The sequence below is a fragment of the Klebsiella sp. KTE92 genome (assembly GCF_000398905.1).
GTDB lineage: Bacteria > Pseudomonadota > Gammaproteobacteria > Enterobacterales > Enterobacteriaceae > Klebsiella > Klebsiella variicola.
This window is the reverse complement of sequence record NZ_KB976100.1, coordinates 4640626-4661496: the sequence shown is the minus strand read 5'-3', so window position 1 is coordinate 4661496 and position 20871 is coordinate 4640626. Positions and strand designations below refer to the sequence as shown.

Here is a 20871-nt window from a genome sequence, read left to right as displayed (position 1 = left end):
CTGTCGCCTTAGCCGGGCTAGCGTACGGGATTATCGTGGTAGCCCGGGGAAGGCGCATCGCGCCGCCCCCGGGACACGGCTAAATCGCCAGCGCCAGTTTAGTGCCCTGGGCAATCGCCCGGCGCGCATCCAGCTCCGCCGCCACGTCGCAACCGCCGATGAGATGCACCGTTTTCCCTGCCGCGCGCAGCGGTTCCGCCAGCTCGCGGCGCGGTTCCTGACCGGCGCAGATCACCACCTGATCGACCGCCAACAGTTGGCGCTCGCCGCCGATAGTGACATGTAACCCTTCATCATCGATCTTTTCATAGCTGACCGCCGGGATCATTTTCACGCCGCGCGCCAGCAGCGTCGCGCGGTGGATCCAACCGGTGGTTTTGCCGAGCCCTTCGCCCGGTTTGCTGGCTTTGCGCTGTAGCATCACAATCTGTCGCGGGCTTTTACTCAGTTGCGGGCCTTCAGGATGCAGCCCTCCCGCCGTTTGCAGGCTGGTATCGATACCCCATTCGCGGCAGAACTCGCCGATATCCTGGCTGGTGGCCATGCCCGACTGGCTTAAAAACATCGCGGTGTCGAAGCCGATGCCGCCGCAGCCGATAATCGCCACCTTCGCGCCAACCGGCGCTTTATCACGCAAGACATCCAGGTAGCTCAGCACTTTGGGATGATCGATCCCGTCGATCGCCGGCAGGCGCGGGGCGATACCGGTGGCGAGGATCGTCTCATCGAACGTCAGCAGATCGTCTGCCGTGACGCGGGTGTTCAGGCGTAGATCGACACCATGAAGATCGAGCATGGTGCGGTAGTAACGCAGCGTCTCGTGAAACTCCTCTTTGCCGGGGATCTGTTTGGCGATATTAAACTGGCCGCCGATCTCCGGGAGCGCATCGAACAACGTGACGTGATGACCGCGAGCGGCGGCGTTAACGGCGAAGGCCAGACCGGCCGGCCCGGCGCCGACCACCGCCAGCCGTTTAGGCTCGTTGGCAGGCAGGACCGGCATCAGGGTTTCATGACAGGCGCGCGGGTTGACCAGACAAGAGGTGACTTTGCCGGCGAAGATCCGATCGAGACACGCCTGGTTGCAACCGATGCAGGTATTGATCTCCCCGGCGCGATCGCGCTGCGCTTTCGACATAAATTCGGCGTCGGCGAGGAACGGGCGGGCCATCGATACCATATCGGCATCGCCGCGGGCGAGAATATCCTCCGCGACCTGCGGATCGTTGATGCGGTTGGTGGTGATCAACGGGATCGACACCGCGCCTTTCAGCTTGCGGGTGACCCAGCTAAAGGCGCCGCGCGGTACCGGCGTGGCGATAGTCGGAATGCGCGCTTCGTGCCAGCCAATCCCGGTGTTGATAATTGTCGCCCCCGCCGCTTCAATCGCTTTAGCCAGTTCGGTGACTTCCGCCAGCGTGCTGCCGTCGTTGACCAGATCGAGCATCGACAGGCGGTAGATGATAATGAAATCGTGGCCGGCGCGTTGGCGCACCGCCTTAACCACTTCAATGGCGAAACGCATGCGCCTGGCATAATCGCCGCCCCATTGGTCGTCGCGCTGGTTGGTGCGCGCGGCGAGAAATTCGTTAATCAGATAGCCTTCTGAACCCATCACTTCGACGCCGTCATAGCCCGCTTCACGCGCCAGCTGGGCGCAGTGGGCAAAATCATCGATCAGCGTCAGGATCTCATCGTGGCTCAGTTCATGGGGCGTAAAACGGTTAATCGGCGCCTGTAGCGCCGAGGGGGCCACCAGCGCGGGCTGGTAGCTGTAACGGCCGGTATGCAGGATCTGCAAGGCGATTTTGCCGCCTTCCTGATGTACCGCGTCGGTAATATGGCGATGGTGCGCCAGATGGCTGGCATCGTTGAGTACCGCGCCGCCGGCCATGGTGACGCCAGAGGGTGCCGGAGCGATGCCGCCGGTGACGATCAGCGCCACGCCGTGGCGGGCGCGCTCGGCGTAAAAGGCCGCCAGCCGCTGCGCGCCGTCCGGCAGCTCTTCCAGCCCGGTGTGCATCGAGCCCATCAACACGCGGTTTTTGAGCGTTGTGAAGCCCAGCTCAAGCGGGGCGAAAAGCGACGGATAGCGGCTCATAGTGGCTTCCAATGTAAAATTATTGTTATGTGGTCGGATGAGTTACTAATTTAGCCGTCGCGAAGAAAAAGGGAAAAGGGGAGTGCGGTGATTGTGATGGGATTCAAAGAACGGAACTCGTTGTCCCTCACCCCGGCCCTCTCCCAAAGGGAGAGGGGGAAAGGCGGATCGGTACCGGTGGTTAGGGTGACGGGGAAGACGCTACGCGCTGGCGGCGCTCCAGGCCCGGTGCCTGCCACATCGACGTTGTCAGCCCGCTATCGACAAGGCCAAGCTGATCGGCATACACCGTCTGCCACTTGCTCATCATCTCCTGATACAGCTCGCGATGCTGCGGATTCGGGGTGAACTCCCGGTGCCAGCTCACTAACCGTTCTCCTGTACTGGCCATATCGCCATACAGTCCGGCGCCGGTTCCGGCGGCGATGGCGCAGCCCAGCGCGGTGGCTTCGCGAACCACCGGCACCCGCACCGGCAGGCCGGTGACGTCGCTGAGGATCTGGCTCCACAGCGCGCCTTTAGAGCCGCCGCCGGCAAACACCAGACTCTCGAATGTCACCCCGGAGAACTGGGAGATCTGCGCGAGGTTGCAGGCGGAGACAATCGCTGCGTTCTCCTCCAGCGCGCGGAACAGGGTCGCTTTGTTGCACTTCTCCGGATCGATGGAGAGGTTAATAAACGACGGCGCGGCGTGGTACCACTGCTTAAAGTGCATGGCGTCGGAAAAAATAGGCATCACGCCGTGGGAACCGGCGGGGACGCGGCTGGCCATCTCCTCCAGCAGCGAATAGGCATCGACGCCGAGCCGCTCGGCAATCAGTTTTTCTTCAGCGCAGAAGGCGTCACGAAACCAGCGCATGGTCAGGCCGGTAAAGAAGCTGATCGATTCCGCCTGCGCCATGCCGGGAATGACATGAGGATTAACACGAATATTCATCTGCGGATCGGTGCGCACCTGCGGCAGGTTGACCACCTGCTGCCAGAAAGTGCCGCCGAGTACCGCAGTTTGCCCGGCGCGCACCACCCCAAGGCCCAGGCAGCCGAGCTGGACGTCGCCGCCGCCCATCACCACCGGCGTCCCGGCGCGCAGGCCGCTCTCATGCGCCGCCGCTTCGGTGACGGCGCCCAGCAGGGTACCGGTCTCTTTGACCGGCGACAGCATATCGGCGCGCAGCCCGGCCATATCCAGCAGCGCCGGACGCCAGTCGCGGCTGAACAGGTCGAGCATGCCGGTGGTGCCGGCGTTTGACGGGTCGACCGCCAGCTCGCCGGATAGCTTCGCCGCCAGCCAGTCGCTGATCATGGTGATGGTTGCCGCTTTGCGGTAGATATCGGGGCGGTGGTGCGCCAGCCACAGCAGGCGCGGCATGGCGCTAAGCGCCAGGGTTTGTCCCGAGACCTCGTATACCTCGGATTCAAAACGATAGTCGTGGATCTCCTTAAGCTCCGCCACTTCGCGGCTGGCGCGGGCATCGACGTTGGCGCAGGCCCAGATGGCCTCGCCGTCGCGGTCATAGAGAACGATCCCTTCGCGCATCGAACAGCAGGCGACGGATTGAATATCGGCGGCAGAGAGCCCGGCGGCGTTGAGCGCCTGGCGAATACACTGGCAGGCCAGCTGCCAGTTGGTGGTAAGGTCGAACTCCATCGAGCCGGGGACGTTATCGACGCTCAGGTGTTTCCATTCGGCCTGGCCTACCGCCAGCTGGCGGCCATTAAGATCGAAAATGACCGCCCGAATGCTGCCGGTCCCGGCATCTAACGCTAACAGGTAACTCATGACATGCGCCTCGCTGTTGTCGCGCGGCGCCTGGCCGTCAGGAGGCCAGCGCGAGTACCGCGCGTGCTGTTGTCTCTTCCGTTACCAGGCCATTAATGCGCTTTCCAGTCAGAGCGGCATAAATCGCCTGCGCTTTTTCTTCTCCCCCGGCGACGCCGACGATGGTTGGCAGCTGCGCCAGCTCATCCAGGGTTACGCCGAGCAGTTCCCGATGGATCTCCAGTCCTTCTACCGGCCGGCCGTCGGCCTGCAGGAAATAACCTAAAATGTCGCCGACCGCGCCTTTGCGCGCGTACATCAGCTGTTCGCCCTCGCTGATATAGCCGGAGCGTAAAATCGTGGCGTCGCGCCGCTGATCGATGGCGCCAATGCCGACCACCGCCGCGTCCGCCGCCGTTGCCGCGAGGATCACGTCGCGCACGCTCGACTCACGGCGCAGGATCTCGGCGACCTCCGCTGAAGAGACCCGCAGCGGCGCCGGAATAATGCTGACGCTGCAGGCGGCATCAAGCTGGCCGATGCCGGTCATATAGGGGCCGACGCCGCCGGAGAGGGTCACCAGCCGCACCTGCTGCGAGCCGATAAAGCCGCTGAGATGCTGCAGGCAGCTCATGGTGGCCTCACCGAAGCCGACCGCCAGCAGCTGTCCCGGCTGCAGAATGCCCATCAGCGATTGCGCCGCGCCGATCCCCAACCGGGTATTCATCGGCGGGGTGTTGAGCGCCGGCAGCACGCGGGCAATCTTGAGGCCAAAGCGCTGCTGGAGTTCACTTTCCAGCGCCAGACAGCCCTCATAGCGCGAGTTGATCTGCACGCGGATCACCCCGGACTGGCGGCCTTTCTCCAGCAGACGGGAAATCTTCAGCCGCGGCAGCCCCAAACGCTCGCCGATGTCATTTTGCGTCAGGCCGTCGTGGTAGTAGCACCACGCCACCCGCGCCACCAGCTCTTCCTCGGCTAACGCCAGCCCGGCGTAGCGGTTCTCTTCCGTAATGCGTTTTTCGCTCATAAATTGAACTCTTATAAAAATTTAGATCATATGTTCGCTATTGCGCGGTCGGAAAGTGTGAGCCGACTGGCAAAACGGATCTTTCATCGCTGGCCCATTTTTTCCTGAGGATCTAAAGCGCCAAACTGTGATCTTCGCACGGTTGTAAATATAGTTCACCGTCTACGCTTTTGAACATTATTAAATTTAAAAATCATTTGTTCAATCGAGGCGCGATGATGAAGCCACTGCTTGAAGCTCGCCAGATTTGCAAACAGTTCTCCGGCGTTGCGGTGCTCAAGGGCATTGATTTCACGCTAGGCGCGGGCCAGGTGCATGCGCTGATGGGCGGCAACGGCGCGGGTAAATCGACGTTGATGAAGATCATCGCCGGCGTTGAAACGCCGGATAGCGGTGAACTGACGATCGGCGACCGCGCGTTTGCGCGTCTCAGCCCGGCGCTGGCGCACCAGTTGGGCATCTATCTGGTGCCACAGGAGCCGATGCTGTTTCCCAACCTCAGCGTGCGCGAGAACATTCTCTTTCGTTTGCCGAAGCGGGCGGATACCGCCCCGCGGTTGCAGGAAAAACTGCGGCAGCTGAACTGCCAGATCAACCTCGATGCCAGCGCCAGCACGCTTGAAGTGGCCGATCAACAGATGGTCGAGATCCTGCGCGGGCTGATGCGCGAGGCCAAGATCCTGATCCTGGATGAGCCCACCGCCTCTTTAACGCCGGGTGAAACCGAGAAGCTCTTTAGCCAGATCCGCGCGTTACAGGCGCTGGACGTTGGGATCGTCTTTATCTCACACAAATTGCCCGAAATCCGCCAGCTTGCCAGCCATATTTCGGTGATGCGCGATGGCGCGGTGGTGCTGAGCGGCGAGACCGCGGCATACCGCGACGAGCAACTGATTAACGCGATGACGCCGGTCAGCCGCGACCATGCGCTGAGCGACACGCAAAAGCTGTGGCTGTCGCTACCGGGTAACCGCCGTACGCAACCGCAGGACTTTCCCGTGCTGCGGGTGGAGGATCTCACCGGAGAAGGTTTTATCGATCTCAATCTGGAGATCCGCGCCGGAGAGATCGTCGGTCTGGCCGGGCTGGTAGGATCCGGGCGCACCGAATTTGCCGAAACCCTATACGGCCTGCGTCCACCGCGCGCCGGGCGGATCTGGCTGGAGAACCGCGAGATTAGCCGCGACAGCACCCGCGCCAGGCTAGCCAGCGGGCTGGTCTATCTCCCGGAAGACCGCCAGGTCTCGGGGCTGTTTCTCGATGCGCCGGTGCGCTGGAACACGGTGATGTTCAATCAGCCGTCGTGGTGGCAGCAGGGGAAACGGGAGGCGGCGGTGGTTGAGCGCTATCACCGGGCGCTGGGGATCAAGCTGGCCGATGGCGATCAGCCGGTGCGCACTCTCTCTGGCGGCAACCAGCAGAAGGTGCTGCTGGCGCGCTGTCTGGAAGCTAATCCGTTGCTGCTGATTGTCGATGAGCCGACGCGCGGCGTGGATGTCTCCGCCCGCGCCGATATCTATCAACTGCTAAAAAGCGTTGCCGCGCAAAACGTGGCGGTGCTGATGATCTCCAGCGATCTGGATGAGTTCGTTGGCCTGGCCGACCGGGTGCTGGTGATGCATCAGGGCCGCTACAGCGGTGAGCTGGCGCGACAGGCGGTGACCGTCGATCGCATGATGACCCTGGCCTTCGGAGGGCAGGCATGAAAACGTTACTGAAGAATCGCGAACTGAGCGCCTTCTTTGCCATCGTGGCGCTCTTTGCCGTGCTGGTGGCGCTCAATCCAGCCTATTTCAGCCTGCAGACCCTGGCGATGATTTTCGCCAGCTCGCAGATCCTTTGCCTGCTGGCATTGGGCGCGACGCTGGTGATGCTGACCCGCAATATTGACGTGTCGGTAGGCTCCACCGTTGGGCTGTGCGCCATCGCCGTCGGCGTGGCGCTGAACAACGGTTACGGGCTGGCGACGGCTATCGCCTTCGCGCTGGCGATTGGCGCGCTGGCCGGGGCGTTTAACGGCCTGCTGGTAGTGGGACTGCGCATTCCGGCGATCGTCGCCACCCTCGGCACGCTGGGGTTGTATCGCGGGGTGATGCTGTTGTGGACCGGCGGGAAATGGATCGAGGGCTTGCCCGACAGCCTGAAGTCGCTCTCGGAGCCGGCGTTTATCGGCGTGTCGCCGCTGGGCTGGCTGGTGCTGGCGCTGCTGCTGGCGGGCGGCTGGCTGCTGTCGCGCACCGCCTTTGGTCGTGATTTTTACGCCGTCGGCGATAACCTCGCCGCCGCGCGCCAGTTGGGCGTGGCGGTCAATCGCACGCGGATGCTGGCCTTTACCCTCAACGGCATGCTGGCGGCCTGCGCCGGGATTGTCTTCGCCGCGCAGATTGGTTTTGTGCCTAATCAGACCGGCAGCGGGCTGGAGATGAAAGCCATCGCCGCCTGCGTACTGGGCGGGATCTCGCTGCTCGGCGGTACCGGCACGCTGCTCGGCGCGTTTCTCGGCGCCTTTTTCCTTACCCAAATCGACACCGTGCTGGTGCTGTTCCGCCTTCCCGCCTGGTGGAATGACTTTATCGCCGGCCTGGTGCTGCTCGGCGTGCTGGTGCTCGATGGCCGCCTGCGCCAGGCGCTGGCCCGCCATCAGCGGGCGCTAAAGTACAGCCGTTTCCAGCCCGGTAATAAAGGGGGCAAACAGGTTGCCCGCTTTCCCGAACGCAAAAGCAAAGAGGTGGCTTAAATGAAGCTGAAGCTTAACTGGGAAAGCGCGCTGCTGGCGTTGCTGATCGCGGAAATCCTGCTATTCGGCGCGCTGAATCCGCGCATGCTGGATCTCAATATGCTGCTCTTTAGCACCAGCGACTTTATCTGCATCGGCATCGTCGCACTGCCGCTGACGCTGGTGATCATCAGCGGCGGGATTGATATTTCGCTGGGCTCGACCATCGGCCTGTGCGCCATCGCCCTCGGGGTGATGACCCAGGCGGGCTGGCCGCTGTGGCTCGCGGTATCGCTGACGTTGCTGTTGGGGCTGCTGTGCGGGTTATTTAACGCCGCGCTGATTCACTACACCGGCATCAGCCCGCTGGTGATCACGCTTGGCACGCTGTATCTGTACGGCGGCGGCGCGCTGCTGCTTTCCGGGATGGCCGGCGCGACCGGTTACGAGGGGATTGGCGGTTTTCCCGATAGCTTCACCGCCTTCGCCAATTTAACCCTCGCCGGACTGCCGCTACCGCTGGTGCTGTTCGCGATTATCACCTTTCTCTTCTGGCTGCTGGCCCATCGCGGGCGCTTTGGCCGCCATCTCTTTTTACTCGGGCAAAACCCGCGCGCCGCGCGCTATGCCGCGCTGTCGGTGAACGGCATCCCGTACGTGCTGTATGGCCTGGTTGGCGTCGCCTCGGCGGTCGCGGCGCTGGTGATGGCCTCCTATTTCGGCTCGGCGCGTTCGGATTTAGGCCGCGACCTGCTGATGCCGGCGCTGACCGCGGCGGTGCTCGGCGGGGCCAATATTTACGGCGGCTCGGGATCGATACTGGGTACCGCGCTGGCGGCATTGCTGGTGGGGTATCTGCAACAGGGTTTACAGATGGTCGGCATCCCCAACCAGGTGTCGAGCGCGCTGTCAGGGGCGCTGTTGGTTGTGGTGGTGATGGGGCGTTCGCTGAGCCTGCACCGTGAATGGGTGCGCGCGACCTGGCGGCGTCTTTTCTCGCATAGAACAATCGGAGCACAACAATGAAAACAAAACGTATCCTGCAGGTCAGCGCGCTGGCGCTGGCGATGAGCGTGGTTACCGCGCAAGCGGCGGACCGCATCGCCTTTATTCCTAAGCTGGTCGGCGTCGGCTTCTTTACCAGCGGCGGCAACGGCGCGAAAGAGGCGGGGAAAGCGCTGGGTGTGGATGTCACCTATGACGGCCCCACCGAGCCCAGCGTCTCCGGCCAGGTGCAGCTTATCAACAACTTCGTCAACCAGGGTTACAACGCGATTATCGTCTCCGCCGTTTCGCCGGACGGCCTGTGCCCGGCGCTGAAGCGGGCGATGCAGCGCGGGGTGAAAGTCCTGACCTGGGATTCCGATACCAAACCGGAGTGCCGCAGCATCTATATCAACCAGGGCACGCCGCAGCAGCTCGGCGGCCTGCTGGTGGAGATGGCGGAAAAGCAGGTCAGCAAACCTGCCGCCAAAGTCGCGTTTTTCTACTCCAGCCCGACGGTGACCGACCAGAACCAGTGGGTGAAGGAAGCCAAAGCCAAAATCGAAAAAGAGCATCCGCAGTGGCAAATCGTCACCACCCAGTTTGGCTATAACGATGCCACCAAATCGCTGCAAACCGCCGAGGGGATCTTAAAAGCGTATCCGGATCTCGACGCCATTATCGCGCCGGATGCCAATGCGCTGCCGGCGGCGGCGCAGGCGGCGGAGAACCTCAAGCGTCAGGGCGTGGCGATCGTCGGCTTTAGTACACCGAACGTGATGCGCCCGTACGTTGAGCGCGGCACGGTGAAAGCGTTCGGCCTGTGGGATGTGGTTCAGCAGGGCAAAATTGCGGTTAACGTCGCCGATCGATTGTTGAAAAAGGGCGATCTTAACGTCGGCGACAGCGTTGAGGTGAAAGATATCGGCTCGCTGAAGGTCGAACCGAATAGCGTGCAGGGCTACCAGTATGAGGCGAAGGGCAACGGTATCGTGCTGCTGCCGGAGCGCGTGGTGTTCAGCAAAGAGAACATCAACAACTACGACTTCTGACGGAGGAAAAGATGGCTGATTTAGACGATATCAAAGAGGGTAAGGACTTCGGCATCGACCGCCCGCAGCAGAATACGCTGTATACCCTGAAAGGCTGTGGTTCACTGGATTGGGGCATGCAGTCGCGGCTGGCGCGCATCTTTAATCCGCACAGCAACCGCACGGTGATGCTGGCCTTCGATCATGGTTACTTCCAGGGGCCAACCACCGGGCTGGAGCGTATCGACCTGTCGATTGCGCCGCTGTTTGCCGACACCGATGTGCTGATGTGCACCCGCGGCGTACTGCGCAGCCAGGTACCGGCGGCCACCAATAAGCCGGTGGTGCTCCGCGCCTCCGGCGGCAATTCGATTTTGAGCGAACTCTCCAACGAATGCGTGGCGGTGGCGATGGAAGACGCGCTGCGTCTCAACGTTTGCGCGGTGGCGGCGCAGGTCTATATCGGCAGCGAATACGAACATCAGTCGATCAATAACATCATCAAACTGGTGGATGCCGGCAATCGCTACGGTATGCCGGTCCTGGCGGTTACCGGCGTCGGCAAAGAGATGACCCGCGATGCGCGCTACTTCTCGCTGGCCAGCCGGATTGCCGCCGAAATGGGGGCGCAGTTTGTGAAGACCTATTTCGTTGAGGAAGGCTTTGAAAAAGTGACCGCCAGCTGTCCGGTGCCGATCGTGATTGCCGGCGGTAAAAAACTGCCGGAGCATGAGGCGCTGGAGATGTGCTGGCGGGCGATCGATCAGGGGGCGTCCGGGGTGGATATGGGGCGCAATATTTTCCAGTCCAGCGCCCCGCGCGCGATGCTGAAGGCGGTGAAAAAGGTGGTGCATGAGAATCTGAACGCGCGCGAAGCGTATCAGTTCTGGCAGGAAGAGAAACAGGGAGAGCTGAAATGAACGTGACGCTGGTGGAGATCAATATTAAACCCGAGCGGGTGGATGAGTTTCTCGAGGTGTTTCGCGCCAACCACGAAGGCGCGCTGCAGGAGCCGGGCAACCTGCGCTTTGATGTCCTGCAGGATCCCGAGGTGAAAACCCGCTTTTTTATCTACGAAGCCTATAAAGACGATGAGGCGGTGCTGGCGCATAAGAAGACGCCGCACTATTTAGCCTGCGTCGAAAAGCTGGAGGAGATGATGTCGCAGCCGCGGCAGAAACGCAGCTTTATAGGCCTGTTGCCGCAGGTATGAGGATTTTCCTTCCCCCTCTCCCTGTGGGAGAGGGGGAAGGGCACTTATTACGCTTCTTCAACCGAGACGCGCAGGGCCGCCAGCGCCTTACGCGCCGCTTTCAGCACCTGCTCACACTGCTCCAGGGTGAGGGTCAGCGGCGGTTCAACGCGGATCGTCTTGGCGTTGTTTAACGTCCCGGCGACCAGCACCCGCTGTCTGAACATCTCACTGGCAAAGTCGTAGCCAATCTCGTTATCGACAAACTCGATGGCCATCAGCATGCCTTTCCCGCGCACTTCATTCACCAGGTCCGGATACTCCTGCGCCAGCAGGCGGAACCCGTCCAGCAGCATATCGCCTTTCTGCGCCGCCTGCGCCGGCAGGTTTTGCGTCAACAGCACGTTGATCGTCGCCAGCGCCGCCGCACAGGCCAACGGGTTGCCGCCGAAGGTGGTGGTGTGCAGGAACGGGTTGTCGAACAGCACCGAGAAGACCTCTTCCGTCGCCACCGTCGCGCCGATCGGCATCACACCGCCGCCGAGCGCTTTCGCCAGACACAGAATATCGGGCTGAACGTTCTCATGCTCGCAGGCGAACATCTTGCCGGTGCGGCCCATGCCGGTCTGCACTTCGTCGAGGATCAGCAGGGCGCCAAACTCATCGCACAGCTTACGCACCGCCGGCAAATACCCCTGCGGCGGGAGGATCACGCCCCCTTCGCCCTGAATCGGCTCGAGGATCACCGCCGCGACGTCGTCGCCGGTTTTCTTGCACTCGCTCAGCATGGTGCGCATGGCGTTGATATCGCCGAACGGCACGTGGCGGAAGCCCGGCAGTAGCGGCATAAAGGGTTTGCGGAAGGTCGACTTGGCGGTGGCCGACAGCGCGCCCAGCGATTTACCGTGGAAGGCGCCGCTGGTGGCGATGAAGGTAAATTTACCGCGCGGCGACTGATAGGCTTTCGCCAGCTTGATGGCCGCCTCTACCGATTCGGTACCGCTGTTGCAGAAGAAACTGTACTTTAGTTTGCCGGGCGTTAAGGCTGCCAGGGTTTTCGCCAGCATCGCGCGTAGCGGATCCAGCAGTTCCTGACTGTGAAGCGGTTGTTTCGCGAGTTGATTCTCGACGGCGGATACCACAACTGGATTACGGTGCCCTACATTGAAGATGCCAAACCCACCAAGGCAGTCGATAAATTCCTGTCCCTGGGTGTCGACAAGCGTATTTAACCCTCCCGCTTGCCACTCTACGGCTCCGTAATCCCCGCCGGCTGTGACCGATTTTCGATACTCTAAAAACCCCGGATTCACATGCTCTTTAAAGTATTCCCTGACCTCCTGGTTAAGTGCTTTCATTTCCTCATGATCAAGCGTGCGCTTTTCAATGAGATTCAGTGCGTGTGCGCTGCAGGCCAGAGCCGATGCGCTGGAAGGTAACCTGTTCAAAATGTGCTCCTGGGGCGGACGTATCACACGATACTGGATTAAGTATTGCAGGGATTACGCCAGTTCGGCAGAAGCGGTGAAAATCGGGATAAATGCAAAGTAAAAGACGAAATGTGTAAAATTTAATCTCATTGCGCCACTATTGGCACGTTTTATTCCTGAGCTGACGAGATTTTCTGCCTGGCGGCGATGAACGGGGCGATCCGTCGTGGTGCGAGCTGCCCCAGGGCGGGGCAGCCGGTGGTAACAAAAGAGGCTTAGTCGAGCTGAGAGATCTCCATCGCCGCCCGGTCGATAATGCCGATGATCTGCTTGAGCTGGGCGGTACTGCTGGCCTGCTGGTTCACTTTCAGGTCGAGGACCGCTTTGAAGTTTTCCAGCGCGCGCTTCATCTGCGGATCCCGGCGCAGCTCGCAGCCGACCATCCGCGCCTGCAGACGCTCCTGGATATGGGCCAGGTGCTCCTGGTTCTCGGCGTGCAGCTGTTTTCCTTCCTCGCTGATAACGATTTTTTTACGTCCGTTGTCATCTTCCACGCTGATAAGGCCCTGGTCCTGGAGCAGATCCAGCGTCGGGTAGATTACCCCCGGGCTGGGGCTGTAGTTCCCCTGGGTAAGCGTTTCGATCTCTTTGATCAGCTCATAGCCATGGCTGGCGTTGCGGCTGAGGATATCCAGAATGATCAGCCGCAGTTCACCGTGGCCAAAGAAACGCTGGCGACGTCCGCCGCCGCGGCGGCCATGGTCGCCGTGTTCGCTGGGATCACCGTGGCGCCCGCGTGGCCCACGCCCCTCTTCATGATGATGTCGCATGGTTACCTCCTGCTGTTTTTGATATATCTAATTTATATCTAAAAAATGAATGTTCGCAATGCTGGTTGCTATTTATTTTTTAATATATTGATATATATGTAATTATTTTCTGGCTGTGGATTTTGATGCGGTTTGTTTTGACTATATCAAAAAAAGACTTGCATTCTTTTTAGTTGGCAATCATTATCATTTGCATCAAGTTTAGATATATCTATTTACCGTTCACGAAGGCAATCGATGATGACAAAAACCAAAGCAGACAAGTACCCGCAGCGTGTCCGCAATGAGCTGCGTTTCCGTGAGCTGACGGTGCTGCGCGTGGAGCGCGCAGGCGCGGCGTTCCAGCGTATCGTGCTGGGAGGCGAGGCGCTGGAAGGCTTCGCTTCTCACGGCTTTGACGATCATACCAAGCTTTTTTTCCCCGAGCCGGGCGCGGCATTTACCCCGCCGCAGGTGACCGAGGAGGGGATTGACTGGGGCGAGGGCGTGCGGCCTGCCACTCGTGACTATACGCCGCTGTACGATGCCGAACGTCACGAGCTGACTTACGATTTCTATATCCACGATGGCGGTATCGCCAGCCGCTGGGCGCTGGAAGCAAAAGTGGGCGATAAGCTGGTGATCGGCGGCCCGCGCGGCTCGCTGGTGGTGCCGGAAGATTATGCCTGGCAGCTGTATGTTTGCGATGAGTCCGGCATGCCGGCGCTGCGCCGTCGTCTGCTGGGATTACGCCAGCTGCCGGCAAGGCCGCAGGTGACGGCCATCGTTACTATCGCCGATGCGTCGTATAAAGATTATCTGGCGGATCTCGACGGCTTTAACATCGAGTGGGTGGTGGGCCACAACCCGGCCTTCGTCGCCGAGCGTCTGGCCCAGGTGAAGGTGCCGGCGGAGGATTATTTCATCTGGCTGACCGGCGAAGGCGCGGTGGTGAAATCGCTGCTGGCGCGCTTTGAAGACGAGAGTATCGATCAGCAGCTGGTGCGTTCCCAGGCGTACTGGCACAGTAAGTAAAAAGCCATCGTGGTAAAACCCGGATAGCGGCTTGCGCCTTATCCGGGCTACGGTTGGCGCCGTTTTTTGTCGGGTGGCGGCTTACGCCTTACCCGACCTTCTATTCGGCGGTGTGACGTCGCCCCAGTAAAACCCGGATAGCGGCTTGCGTACGGTTGGCGCCGATTTGTAGCCCCGGTAAGCGCTGCGCCACCGGGGAAGGCTTATCGTTCCGCCAGGGCCTTAAACACCATCGCTACCGCATGGGCGCCGGGGTCCATGTTGCCGAGCAGGCTATCGCTGTTGAGATAGGACGCTCGTCCGGCGCCAGCTTTGCCCGACTGGCAGGTGCGATCCGCCCCGGCCTGCGCCGCGGCAAAAGCGGCCTGCAGATTCTCCGGTTCGGCCAGCAGCGCCGCCAGCGCCGGCTGCAGAGCGTCGATCATCGTCCGGTCTCCCTCATCGGCGCCGCCGTAAAACTTCATCTGTTCCAGACCGGCGTTCAGCGCCTCGGCCACGCTGGCGCCTTGTCCCAGCTTCTGCCCGGCAGCGGTGAAGAAGATAGACATCAATACCCCGCTGGAGCCGCCCATCACCACCGTCAGACGTTCGCCGATCAGCGCAAAGAGCGTTGGCAGATCGTTTAGCGGCAGCTGCTGGCGCTGCAGCAGGTCGGCAATCTCGCGCGCCCCGGCGGCGAAGGTGGAGCCGGTATCGCCGTCGCCCACTTTGGCGTCCAGAGCGTTGAGATGGGCTTCAAGGTCGGAGAGGGTGCCGGTCACCTGCGCGACGTAATCGCCCACCAGTGGATTGCCCGATGGTATAAAGTCGACGCGCGCGCTGGCGAGAGTGGACGGCATGATGTTAACTGCCCGCGGCTGCACCGGCGTCTGCCAGCCGGCGGTTTCCACGTCCGACAGCAGCGCTTTTTCAATACCCTCCTCCAGCACGATGGCGCTCAGCGAGAAGCCTTTCATATCCAGCGCCGTCACCAGCGAGGCCGGGCCTATTAACCAGTCAACGCGCGCCTGCAGCGGGGTGTTGGCCAGCTCGCGGGTCAGGATCGCCATCTCAGCCACCGACACGCCGCCGAGGTTATTAAGCATCACCGCCAGGCGGCCGGTTTCCGGCAGGGCGGCAGTCAGTTTTTCCACCATCAGGTTGACGATTTCCGCACTGTTTTGCGTGGCGATCGTCGAGGCGCCCGGCTCACCGTGGATGCCCATTCCCAGCTCGGCGTGACCGGCCTGATGGCGCGGCGCGCTGTCGGCTTCCTGCGGCAGGTGGCAGCTGGCCAGCGCCACCCCGATGCTGGCGGTATGGCTGGCGGCGTATTGCGCTTCACGCTGGACGGTGGCGAGGTTGAAGCCGCGCTCGGCGAAATAGCCCGCCACTTTATGCACCAGAATGGTCCCGGCGATGCCGCGCGGCTGCTTGTTATCCGGCAGCGAAATGTCGTCGCCGACGATCAGCATCTCCACGTTGTAGCCGAGACGGCGCGCTTTCTCCGCCGCCAGGCCGAAGTTAAGCCGATCGCCGGTGTAGTTTTTGACGATCAGCAGGCAGCCCGCCTCGCCGGTCACCGCCTGAATGGCGGTAAGCACCGCGTCGACGCTCGGCGAGGCGAACAGATCGCCGCAGACCGCGGCGGTCAGCATGCCTTTACCAATAAAGCCGACGTGCGCCGGTTCATGGCCGGCGCCGCCGCCGGAGATCACCGCCACGTTGTTTTTATTCAGATCGCGACGGACCACCACCCGGATCGCCGGGTCGCTCTCCAGACGGGCGAGGTTATTCCACGGGCTGGCGATAATGGTACCCTCAATCACATCGTTGACGAGGCTGGCGCGCTGGTTAAAAAAGAATTGAGACATAGTGGTTCCTGAAGAGTAAGCGAAAACTCACCCTCCGGAGGCAGGCCTCCGGAGCGGTAACGGTCAACGTGAATTTTAGTCACGGATAAGGCGTTGGTTACGCATATCGAGCGCGATGGCTTCGCCAGGCTGAATATCCTTCAGCGCCTCGCCCTGCTGGCACAGCCAGACGATCCCCGCGGCGCGGGCGATAATCGCGCCGTGAGCCTGTTCGCTGCCATCGCGCAGGCACAGGCCTTTGACGAGATTGGCATCCAGCTGTAAGACGGTTGAGGGATAAATGTTGTCGGCAATAATAATTGTTGGCTCGCCGGGTGTCGGCACTCTCTCCTGAACGCCCTGCAGATGGCGCAGGGTGCGCTGCAAAATATCTTCGATATCGATATAGCGCGCCTGCAGGTAGGGGTCATCCAGCTGGCGATACTGCTGGCTGAGCTCCATCAACACCTGATGCCATGCCCATTCCGCCGAGCATTGTTCGGTGAGCAGACGATCGTTGGCGGCATCAAACAGATCGTCATCGTCGAGCAGGGTGTGGTGCCCGGCGAAGATCGCCGCGATATCGGCGTGAAATTTATTTTCCGCCAGCTCGGTCAGGGCGATAAGATCCGCCAGCGTCTGGTCAATGGCCTGGCGCAGGCGCTGCTGCTCGCGGGCAGCATCGGCGGCAGCCGGGCGGAGCGGCTGGATCAGGGCCAGCGGATAGCGCAGGGCAACGCCTTCGACGCGCTCGGGCGTTGCCGGAGCCGCTGCCGGTTGCGCCGCAGGCGATTCACCGAAGTTATCGGCGGCCAGCGCCTGAAACGCCGCCAGCGCCGCGTCGGCATCCGGACCGCGGGCCAGCAGGCGCAGTTTATCGTTACGGCGTACCTGCAATAGCGCGATTTGGTTGAGGCTGTCCGGTTTGACGCACTTCCCGTTTTTCTCCAGCAGCAGATCGGCATTAAAACCCGCCAGCGCGGCGACCAGCTTCGACGCCGGACGCACATGCAGGCCGTTGTGATTGTTAATAATGACTGAAACCGATTTTGTGTCGCCGTCGTCGGCAAGCGTCGGCGCCGGCGCGGCGTCAGAAGTTGGCGAAGGTAAACCCAGCTGAACCCGCTTGGCCTCCAGGGCGCTCATGGCGTCGGCGATCACCTTGTCGATCCCGGCGCCGGAGGCAGCGCTGACGGTGGCCGCCAGCGTCCCTTCCACCAGCGGCGCGGCGCACAGCCGCACCTTCGCGGCAATCGCCGGATCGAGCAGATCGAGGGCGGTTTCGGCGCTGAGCAACGCGCTGCCGATATCCATCATCACCAGCACGTGATCGGTATCGGCGACGGATTCGATCGCCTCCATGACTTTTATTGGATCGGTGCCGATCGGGCTGTCTGGATCGTCGATCCCGGCGGCGATCGCCAGCTTGCAGCCATCGTTCATTAACATCTGCCGGGCCAGTTCTCCGACACCTTCGCCCAGCCGGGCGCTATGAGAAACAATAACCAGGTTTACCATCGCGATTTCCTTACTCTTTGGCGGCGGCGGCCAGCATCTGAACCATAAATAGCACCGAGGTTGCGCCGGGATCCTGATGTCCGATGCTGCGCTCGCCGAGATAGCTGGCGCGGCCTTTACGCGCCTGCATGGTGATGGTGGCGTGGGCCGCACGCTCGGCCACTTCGCAGGCGGCATCCAGCGCGGCGGCGATCGACAGGTGCTGCTCGCTGGACTGGCGCAGGGAGTCCGCCACCGGCAGCCAGACGTCGCACATGGTTTTATCCCCTGGCTCCGCTTTGCCGCGGTTGACCACCCCGTCCGCGCCTTCGCGGATCATCAGGTACAGTTCGTCGAGGGTCAGGCTCTGGTGGGCCTGAGTGACCTGCGCGGCGCGAATGAAGAAGGTGCCGAACAGCGGGCCGCTGGCGCCGCCAACGTTGGAGAGCAGCGTCATGCCGGTATTTTTCAGGATAAAACCGATGTCTTTATCGGCGATCGACGGCAGCTTTTCGACCACTTTACTAAAGCCGCGGTGCATATTGAGGCCGTGGTCGGCGTCGCCGATCTCTTTATCGAGGCCGGTGAGAAAATCGCTCTCTTTGGTGAAAATGTCGCCGCAGCGGTACAGCCAGTCGACGATTTGCGTTCTGTTCAGTGACATGTCGTGCTCCTTAGTTTCCCCAGTTCAGCGCCGGGGTATGAACCGGGGCGTCCCATAGCGTCAGCGTCTCGTCATCCACTTTCAGCAGGGTGATGGAGAAGCCCGACATATCCAGCGAGGTGCAGTAGCTGCCGATGAGGTTGCGTTCGATGATGATGCCAGACGCTTCGCAGCGCTGGGCGAGACGGTGATACACGCCGTACAGTTCGGACAGCGGGGTGGCGCCGAGGTTATTGACCAGCGCGATGACCCGGTCGCCGTTTTGCAGCGCGGTTTTGCTCTGCTTCACTTCCTGCCACGCGCCCTTGACGGTATCCCACTGGCGCAGCGTGCGGCTGTAGGCGCCATTCTCCAGCAGGGTATCGAACATCTCATCGACGGTTTGGTCCAGCGAGCTGAAGTGGCGGCGGTCGATGCCCGGCTCGCCGTGAATGCCGACGCCGAACTCCATCTCGTCATCTTTCAGCGTAAAGGAGGGCTGCCCGGCGGCCGGTACGGTGCAGGCGCCGAGAGCGATACCAATCGAGTGGCCGAGATTGTTCAGGCGGCGGCCCAGTTCAGCGCAGGCTTCCAGCGAGTCACCGCGCTCGGCGGCGGCGCCGACCAGTTTTTCGATCAACACGGTATTGGCGACGCCGCGGCGACCAGCGGTATAGAGACTGTCTTTCACCGCCACGTCGTCGTCGACCACCACGGTGGTGACTTTAATGCCGCTCTCATGCAGCAGCTCGGTAGCGGTTTCGAAGTTCAGGATATCGCCGGTGTAGTTTTTGATAATCAGCAGAACGCCTTCGCCGCCGTCAATTTGCATCGCGCATTCGAACATTTTGTCCGGCGTCGGCGAGGTGAAGATTTCCCCCGGGCAGGCGCCAGAGAGCATGCCCTGGCCGATATAGCCGCAGTGCATCGGCTCATGTCCGCTGCCGCCGCCGGAGAGCAAGGCCACCTTGCCGGCCACCGGCGCGTCGGTGCGGGTCACATATAGCGGGTCCTGATGCAGGGTCAGCTGCGGATGGGCTTTAGCCAGCCCCTGTAATTGTTCATTCAGTACATCTTCAACACGGTTAATCAGCTTTTTCATTATTCAGTGCTCCGTTGGAGAAGGTTCGATGCGGCCTCTCTGCTGGCGGAGGCGGTCATCGCGTAGGGGTATCGTCTGACGGTGGAGCGTGCCTGGCGATATGATGATTCTGGCTGAGCGGACGAAAAAAAGAATGCCCCGACGATCGGGTTTCATTACGAAACATTGCTTCCTGATTTTGTTTCTTTATGGAACGTTTTTGCCGAGGATACGGTGAAAATGCGAGCTGGCGCGCTTTTTTTCTTCTGTCATAAGCGGCGGTCAGGATAGCTGGCGAAGCGGTTGGAAAAAAATTTTTGCTGATTTTCTGCCGGCTGCGGGAGAAAAAAAGGCCGAAAAGGGGGGATGGTAAGGGCATTATGCGGCAGATGAGCGGATCGGGATCGCAATCCTGACAGAGAACAGGGTTTTTTGTTCCAATATGGAACGTAAAAAATTAACCTGTGTTTCATATCAGAACAAAAAGGCGAAAGATTTTTTTGTTTCCTGCCGGCCCTACAGTGATCGCACTGCTCCGGTACCGTTCCGTTCAGGCCACGCTTTACCGGCCGGCGCGGATAACGCCAGGGCTCTTCATGTCTACATGCGCACTTATTTGAGGGTGAAAGGAATGCTAAAAGTTATTCAATCTCCAGCCAAATATCTTCAGGGTCCTGATGCTGCTGTCCTGTTCGGTCAATATGCCAAAAACCTGGCGGAGAGCTTCTTCGTTATCGCCGACGACTTCGTGATGAAGCTGGCGGGAGAGAAAGTGGTGAATGGCCTGCAGAGCCACGATATTCGCTGCCATGCGGAACGGTTTAACGGCGAATGCAGCCATGCGGAAATTAACCGGCTGATGGCGATTTTGCAAAAACAGGGCTGCCGCGGCGTGGTCGGGATCGGCGGTGGTAAAACCCTCGATACCGCGAAGGCGATCGGTTACTACCAAAAACTGCCGGTGGTGGTGATCCCGACCATCGCCTCGACCGATGCGCCGACCAGCGCGCTGTCGGTGATCTACACCGAAGCGGGCGAGTTTGAAGAGTATCTGATCTATCCGAAAAACCCGGATATGGTGGTGATGGACACGGCGATTATCGCCAAAGCGCCGGTACGCCTGCTGGTCTCCGGCATGGGCGATGCGCTCTCCACCTGGTTCGAGGCCAAGGCCTGCTACGATGCGCGCGCCACCAGCATGGCCGGGGGGCAGTCCACCGAGGCGGCGCTGAGCCTCGCCCGCCTGTGCTATGATACGCTGCTGGCGGAGGGCGAAAAGGCCCGTCTGGCGGCGCAGGCCGGGGTAGTGACCGAAGCGCTGGAGCGCATCATCGAGGCGAACACCTACCTCAGCGGCATCGGCTTTGAAAGCAGCGGCCTGGCCGCCGCCCATGCGATCCACAATGGCTTCACTATCCTCGAAGAGTGCCACCATCTGTATCACGGTGAGAAAGTGGCCTTCGGTACCCTGGCGCAGCTGGTGCTGCAGAACAGCCCGATGGATGAGATTGAAACGGTGCTGGGCTTCTGCCAGCGCGTCGGCCTGCCGGTGACCCTCGCGCAGATGGGCGTCAAAGAGGGGATCGACGCGAAAATCGCCGCGGTGGCGAAAGCCACCTGCGCGGAAGGGGAGACCATCCACAATATGCCGTTCGCGGTGACCCCGGAGAGTGTGCACGCCGCTATCCTCACCGCCGATCTGTTAGGCCAGCAGTGGCTGGCGCGTTAATT

The 20871-nt window shown here is 61.0% G+C and carries 17 protein-coding genes and 1 pseudogene; 8 read left to right on the top strand and 10 right to left on the bottom strand.

From position 1 onward, the window contains the following. Positions 1-79: 79 nt before the first annotated feature. From A1WC_RS03775 to lsrR, 3 genes are all read right to left on the bottom strand, one after another. Entirely contained in the window at positions 80-2101 is a 2022-nt protein-coding gene (locus tag A1WC_RS03775) for an NADPH-dependent 2,4-dienoyl-CoA reductase (RefSeq protein WP_016161859.1), read from the bottom strand. A 181-nt stretch (positions 2102-2282) separates the two neighbouring features. Further along, positions 2283-3881, bottom strand: a complete 1599-nt coding sequence (gene lsrK, locus A1WC_RS03780; protein ID WP_016161858.1) for an autoinducer-2 kinase — start codon at positions 3879-3881, stop codon at positions 2283-2285. 37 nt (positions 3882-3918) lie between these two features. Next, positions 3919-4890 (bottom strand): transcriptional regulator LsrR, encoded by a 972-nt coding sequence (gene lsrR, locus A1WC_RS03785; RefSeq protein ID WP_012540508.1) that lies wholly within the window; start codon positions 4888-4890, stop codon positions 3919-3921. Between the two features lie 218 nt (positions 4891-5108). Between lsrR and lsrA the strand changes: the two genes are divergently transcribed. Genes lsrA through lsrG form a run of 6 tightly spaced genes read left to right on the top strand, consistent with a single transcriptional unit; the run spans position 5109 to position 10834 of the window. Then, a complete protein-coding gene (lsrA, locus tag A1WC_RS03790) occupies positions 5109-6596 on the top strand; it encodes an autoinducer 2 ABC transporter ATP-binding protein LsrA (protein WP_016161857.1) in 1488 nt (495 codons plus the stop codon). Next, positions 6593-7627, top strand: coding sequence for an autoinducer 2 ABC transporter permease LsrC (gene lsrC / locus A1WC_RS03795; RefSeq protein ID WP_016161856.1), 1035 nt, complete (start codon positions 6593-6595; stop codon positions 7625-7627). Before lsrA ends, lsrC begins: the two co-directional genes overlap by 4 nt. Continuing rightward, the gene (gene lsrD / locus A1WC_RS03800) at positions 7628-8632 is read left to right on the top strand and encodes an autoinducer 2 ABC transporter permease LsrD (protein WP_016161855.1); all 1005 of its coding nucleotides are present in this window, start codon (positions 7628-7630) and stop codon (positions 8630-8632) included. After that, the gene (gene lsrB / locus A1WC_RS03805) at positions 8629-9642 is read left to right on the top strand and encodes an autoinducer 2 ABC transporter substrate-binding protein LsrB (protein ID WP_008806564.1); all 1014 of its coding nucleotides are present in this window, start codon (positions 8629-8631) and stop codon (positions 9640-9642) included. Before lsrD ends, lsrB begins: the two co-directional genes overlap by 4 nt. Positions 9643-9653: 11 nt before the next feature. Beyond that, positions 9654-10541, top strand: a complete 888-nt coding sequence (gene lsrF, locus A1WC_RS03810) for a 3-hydroxy-5-phosphonooxypentane-2,4-dione thiolase (RefSeq protein ID WP_002917724.1) — start codon at positions 9654-9656, stop codon at positions 10539-10541. Further along, the gene (gene lsrG, locus A1WC_RS03815; protein WP_002917723.1) at positions 10538-10834 is read left to right on the top strand and encodes a (4S)-4-hydroxy-5-phosphonooxypentane-2,3-dione isomerase; all 297 of its coding nucleotides are present in this window, start codon (positions 10538-10540) and stop codon (positions 10832-10834) included. The genes lsrF and lsrG overlap by 4 nt, the downstream gene beginning before the upstream one ends. A 47-nt stretch (positions 10835-10881) precedes the next feature. Here lsrG and ygjG read toward each other — a convergent pair whose 3' ends face one another. Further along, entirely contained in the window at positions 10882-12261 is a 1380-nt protein-coding gene (ygjG, locus tag A1WC_RS03820; protein ID WP_012540512.1) for a putrescine aminotransferase, read from the bottom strand. 257 nt (positions 12262-12518) lie between these two features. Continuing rightward, the gene (locus tag A1WC_RS03825; RefSeq protein ID WP_012967200.1) at positions 12519-13073 is read right to left on the bottom strand and encodes a PadR family transcriptional regulator; all 555 of its coding nucleotides are present in this window, start codon (positions 13071-13073) and stop codon (positions 12519-12521) included. Positions 13074-13310: 237 nt separating this feature from the next. Here A1WC_RS03825 and A1WC_RS03830 point away from each other — a divergent pair, with 237 nt between their 5' ends. Further along, a complete protein-coding gene (locus tag A1WC_RS03830; protein WP_016161854.1) occupies positions 13311-14087 on the top strand; it encodes a siderophore-interacting protein in 777 nt (258 codons plus the stop codon). 203 nt (positions 14088-14290) lie between these two features. Here A1WC_RS03830 and A1WC_RS03835 read toward each other — a convergent pair whose 3' ends face one another. The 5 genes and pseudogenes from A1WC_RS03835 to A1WC_RS27670 all read right to left on the bottom strand — a co-directional run bounded on the left by A1WC_RS03835 (position 14291) and on the right by A1WC_RS27670 (position 19519). Next, positions 14291-15940, bottom strand: coding sequence for a glycerone kinase (locus A1WC_RS03835; protein WP_016161853.1), 1650 nt, complete (start codon positions 15938-15940; stop codon positions 14291-14293). Positions 15941-16015: 75 nt separating this feature from the next. Continuing rightward, a complete protein-coding gene (gene dhaM, locus A1WC_RS03840; RefSeq protein ID WP_016161852.1) occupies positions 16016-17437 on the bottom strand; it encodes a dihydroxyacetone kinase phosphoryl donor subunit DhaM in 1422 nt (473 codons plus the stop codon). A gap of 10 nt (positions 17438-17447) precedes the next feature. Continuing rightward, positions 17448-18080 carry a dihydroxyacetone kinase subunit DhaL gene (dhaL, locus tag A1WC_RS03845; RefSeq protein WP_008806558.1) on the bottom strand — a complete coding sequence of 211 codons (633 nt, stop codon included), beginning with the start codon at positions 18078-18080 and terminating at the stop codon, positions 17448-17450. Positions 18081-18090: 10 nt separating this feature from the next. Continuing rightward, on the bottom strand, positions 18091-19161 hold the full coding sequence (dhaK, locus tag A1WC_RS03850) for a dihydroxyacetone kinase subunit DhaK (RefSeq protein ID WP_016161851.1): 1071 nt from the start codon (positions 19159-19161) through the stop codon (positions 18091-18093). Between the two features lie 155 nt (positions 19162-19316). Next, positions 19317-19519, bottom strand: a pseudogene (locus A1WC_RS27670) (hypothetical protein). A 252-nt stretch (positions 19520-19771) separates the two neighbouring features. Between A1WC_RS27670 and A1WC_RS03855 the strand changes: the two are divergent. Further along, positions 19772-20869, top strand: a complete 1098-nt coding sequence (locus tag A1WC_RS03855) for a glycerol dehydrogenase (protein WP_008806556.1) — start codon at positions 19772-19774, stop codon at positions 20867-20869. The last annotated feature ends 2 nt before the right edge of the window (positions 20870-20871 follow it).